Origin of the sequence: Faecalibacterium sp. DFI.5.82 (genome assembly GCF_029076575.1) — a bacterium.
In the GTDB taxonomy this organism is placed as follows: domain Bacteria; phylum Bacillota; class Clostridia; order Oscillospirales; family Ruminococcaceae; genus Faecalibacterium; species Faecalibacterium duncaniae.
In genome coordinates, this window is sequence record NZ_JARFIS010000596.1 from 1 (window position 1) to 307 (window position 307).

The window sequence follows — 307 nt, forward strand, 5'->3', positions numbered from 1 at the left end:
GCTCGGCAAAGCTGCTGGAGGTCGTAGTTGCTTTCCAGCGCCACCAGGTCACAGCCGCTCAGGGCCTGATGTACCGGCGGGGTCAGGACTCCCAGGTCGGTGGCAATGGTCATGGTCTTGTAGTCCGGGGTGTGGATGCGGTAGCCCACGCAGGGCACGTCGTGGCTGGTGGGGAACATCGTCACGCCGAAATCTCCCAAATCCTCTTCCCCGCCGGACAGGGTGCGCAGCTCACAGCTGGCAGGCACGATGCCGTTTGCATCCAGAAAATCCAGCGTATCATCTGCACCGTATACCGGCAGCGGAT

1 pseudogene is annotated in these 307 nt (G+C 62.2%); it reads right to left on the minus strand.

The window, feature by feature from the left end:
• A pseudogene (locus P0G09_RS18040) lies at positions 1 to 307 on the minus strand (MBL fold metallo-hydrolase); the annotation flags it as partial.